This is a genomic window from Bradyrhizobium sp. (assembly GCF_016462955.1).
In the GTDB taxonomy this organism is placed as follows: Bacteria; Pseudomonadota; Alphaproteobacteria; order Rhizobiales; family Xanthobacteraceae; genus Bradyrhizobium.
In genome coordinates, this window is the sequence record NZ_JAEMSD010000609.1 from 1 (window position 1) to 3557 (window position 3557).

The window sequence follows — 3557 nt, forward strand, 5'->3', positions numbered from 1 at the left end:
TCTCGGAGCGGGCGATGCGGATCACGACGGTGTCGTCGGGCCTGACCACGACCCAGGCCCCGATCTCGGGCGAGCCGTCGGCGGCGCGGACCACGGTAGGCCCGAACGGGAGGTCGAGGCCGACGGCGAGGCCGGCACCAACCGCGGCCGTGCCGATGACGAAGGCGCGGCGATTGAGCCGCGGCGAGACATGCTTGTTCATGTGGGGATTTCCTTATGCGCTGGCGATCGTGTGGATCGCTTCGCGCACCTGCTGGAAGGTGCCGCAGCGGCAGATATTGGTGATGGCCTCGTCGATGTCGGCGTCGGTCGGCTTCGGCTTCTCGTTCAACAGCGCCGCCACCGCCATGATCATGCCGCTCTGGCAGTAGCCGCATTGCGGCACGTCCTGGGCGATCCATGCTTCCTGGACCTTGTGCAGGGAACCGTCGGACGCGAGCCCCTCGATCGTCGTGATCTTCTTGCCCTCGGCCTCGCTGACCGAGATCCCGCAGGAGCGCATCGCCACGCCGTCCATGTGGACCGTGCAGGCGCCGCATTGTGCAATGCCGCAACCGTATTTGGTGCCGGTCAGGCCGGCATTCTCGCGGATCGCCCAGAGCAGCGGCGTATCCGGCTCGACGTCGAGGGTGAAGGTTTTTCCGTTGATTGTTAGGTCTGCCATCGCAAGTCCCCTGATTGGCCCAATCCACCGATTGAACTCAGCGGCGCAATCTGTCCGGCAAACTGGAAGTGTTCAAATCAACAGTCCGCGGGTCATCGTGATGATGGTCCGTCGGCCCGAGAATGATGGACTGGACCGTTGTTTTGCCTCATGCCTTTGCTATCGATTCGGGTTAGCGCCTCGTGCATGGGCGCCAACCCACGGCCTGAGGCGACGTCCGGCCGTGCCTGCCGGTTCCCGACCGCATCGCGGCTGGCGGGGCGGCGACAGTTTGTCCGTTTTGCCGGGATGCAAGACGCCAGCGCTTTGGTACACTGCGCCGACGCAAGAGGAGTTCCATGAACGTGCCGAGTCCCTGCAACGTGCTGATGCTCTACCCGCTGTTCTCGGCGGAGTCCTTCTGGACCTTTGGCGAATCCTGCAAAGTCATGGGCGTCAAGCGCCCGGCCGCTCCCTTGGGCCTGATTACCGTAGCCGCAATGTTGCCCAAGAGCTGGACGGTCCGGCTGATCGATTGCAACACGGCGCCCTTCGGCGAGGAGGATCTCGCCTGGGCGGACGTCGTCTTCACCGGCGGGATGATGCCGCAGCAGGCCGACACGCTGCGCCTGATCGAACTGTGCCGCGCCGCCGGCAAGCCGGTCGTGGTCGGCGGTCCGGATCCGACCTCGAGCCCCCACCTCTACGAGCGGGCCGACTTCCGGGTGCTCGGCGAGGCCGAAAGCGTCATCGACGACTTCATCGCGGCCTGGGAGAGCGGCGCCCGCTCGGGCACCTTCACGGCGCCGAAGTTCCAGGCCGACGTCACCACGACGCCAGTGCCGCGCTTCGACCTGCTCAAGTTCGAGGACTATCTTTATCTCGGTGTCCAGTATTCGCGCGGCTGTCCGTTCACCTGCGAGTTCTGCGACATCATCGAGCTCTATGGGCGCGTGCCGCGGACCAAGACGATCGACCAGATGTTCGTCGAGCTCGAGACGCTCTACCAGATGGGCTATCGCGGCCATCTCGACTTCGTCGACGACAATTTCATCGGCAACAAGAAGTCGCTGCGGCAGTTCCTGCCCAAGCTCGCCGAATGGCAACGCACGCACAACTATCCCTTCGAATTCTCCACGGAGGCCTCGGTCAACCTCGCCGACGATCCGGAACTGCTGGAGCTGATGGGCGCGGCCAATTTCTTCGGCATCTTCGTCGGCATCGAAAGCCCGGATCCGGCGACGCTGGTCGCGATGCGCAAGAAGCAGAACACGCGGCGCAACATCGCCGAGAGCATCCACAAGATCTACGCCGCCGGCATGCTGGTCACTGCGGGCTTCATCGTCGGCTTCGACAACGAGAAGGTCTCGATGGCGGAGGCGATGATCGACTTCATCGAGGAGGCGGCCATTCCCGTCGCCATGGTCGGCCTGCTCTATGCCTTGCCGAACACGCAGCTCACGCGCCGCCTGGAGCGCGAAGGCCGGCTGCATCAGGGCCACGACGTGGCGCCGACGATCGGCGCCGATCAGTGCACGGCCGGCATCAACTTCGATCCGGTCCGCCCGCTGCGCGACATCCTGATGGACTACAAGCGGGTGCTGGAGCACGTCTACAGCCCGGCTGCCTATGCAGCACGAGTCGATCGCCTGATGACGCTGCTCGACCGCTCCAGGCAGCGTTCCGAGCTCGCCGAAGGCGACATCCGCTCCAAGCTCGGGGCCATGGAGACGGTGCACAAGGTGGTCTCCGCCCTTCCCGAGGCGCGTGGGCCGCTGTGGCAGACCTTCATGAACTGCGCCAAGCGCGACACGTCGTCCGCACGCATCGCGGTGCAGATGATCGCGGCCTATGCGCATCTCGGACCGTACTCGCGCAAGGTCATCGCCGCCATCGATCAGCGCCTCACCGCGCTGGACAACGAGACCATCACGCCCGCTGTCGACGTGACGGCGGCCTGAGGCTCACTTCACCGCCAGGCGCAAGAAGCTCATCACGCTGCCGAGCGCGGCAAAGCCCGCGCCGAGCGCCAGCGCCAAGGTCGCGCCCTCGTGACCTGCGAGCGCGAAGCAGGCCGCGGCGAGCGCGGCTCCCGTCGTCTGGCCCGTCAGCCGCGCCGTGGCGACGATGCCGGAGGCGCTGCCGCTGCGGTGCGCCGGCGCGCTCGACATCACCGCCTTCATGTTCGGCGCCTGGAAGAAGCCGAACCCCATGCCGCAGATCACCATCCGCCAGATGATGTCGGGGATGGCGGGATTGGCGGGGAGCGTCGCCAGCAGCGCCATGCCGAGGCCGAGCAGCACGAGCCCGATGCCGCCGAGCAGGCCGACCGCGTGGCGGTCGGACAAGCGCCCGGCGATCGGCGCCATGATGCCGACTACCAGCGGCCATGGCGTCATGAAGAAGCCGGTCTCGACCTGCGAGCGCCCGAGCACGCCCTCGAAATAGAACGGCAGCGAGACGAAGGCGAGGCCCTGCACGGCGAAGGCGCACAGCGCCGTCGCGGCCGATAGCGCGAACATCGGCCTCGCGAACAGGTCGATCGGCAGCATCGGCGCCGGATGACCGGCCTGGCGGCGCATCAGGATGAAGCCGAGCGCGAGCGCCGAGATCAACTCGATGCCGACGACGAGCGGCGACAAATTGTGCGCGGCGCTGCCGATGGCGGTGATGAACAGGCCGAGGCAGGCGGACGCCAGGATCGCGCCGGGAACGTCGAAGCCGTGATCGGCGCGCGGCGTCTTCGGCAGCATGGCAAAGCCGATACCGATCGCGACAAGCCCGAACGGGATGTTGACGGCGAACAGCCACGGCCATGGACCGAAGGCGAGGATGGCGGAGGCGATCGAGGGGCCGAAGGTGAAGGCGGTCGCGACCACCAGCGCATTGTGGCCGAAGCCGCGGCCTTGCATCC

Annotated in this window: 4 protein-coding genes; 1 reads left to right on the top strand and 3 read right to left on the bottom strand. The window is 66.3% G+C overall.

What is annotated here, in order from left to right; genetic code table 11:
• Together JHD07_RS35395 and JHD07_RS35400 are read right to left on the bottom strand one after the other, a co-directional pair.
• Positions 1-202 (bottom strand): twin-arginine translocation signal domain-containing protein (locus tag JHD07_RS35395; protein ID WP_291630637.1); only part of this gene is annotated, 202 nt, incomplete at its 3' end.
• A gap of 12 nt (positions 203-214) precedes the next feature.
• Positions 215-664 carry a (2Fe-2S)-binding protein gene (locus JHD07_RS35400; protein WP_291630638.1) on the bottom strand — a complete coding sequence of 150 codons (450 nt, stop codon included), beginning with the start codon at positions 662-664 and terminating at the stop codon, positions 215-217.
• 338 nt (positions 665-1002) lie between these two features.
• Between JHD07_RS35400 and JHD07_RS35405 the strand changes: the two genes are divergently transcribed.
• Positions 1003-2604 (top strand): B12-binding domain-containing radical SAM protein, encoded by a 1602-nt coding sequence (locus tag JHD07_RS35405; protein ID WP_291630640.1) that lies wholly within the window; start codon positions 1003-1005, stop codon positions 2602-2604.
• A 3-nt stretch (positions 2605-2607) separates the two neighbouring features.
• Here the strand turns inward: JHD07_RS35405 and JHD07_RS35410 are convergent.
• A partial coding sequence (locus JHD07_RS35410) for an MFS transporter (protein ID WP_291630642.1) occupies positions 2608-3557 on the bottom strand: 950 nt, incomplete at its 5' end.

Bases quoted from the DNA above. Each gene is read 5' to 3' on its own strand.
- JHD07_RS35400 (WP_291630638.1), bottom strand. From the start codon at position 664: ATGGCAGACCTAACAATCAACGGAAAAACCTTCACCCTCGACGTCGAG.
- JHD07_RS35405 (WP_291630640.1), top strand. From the start codon at position 1,003: ATGAACGTGCCGAGTCCCTGCAACGTGCTGATGCTCTACCCGCTGTTC.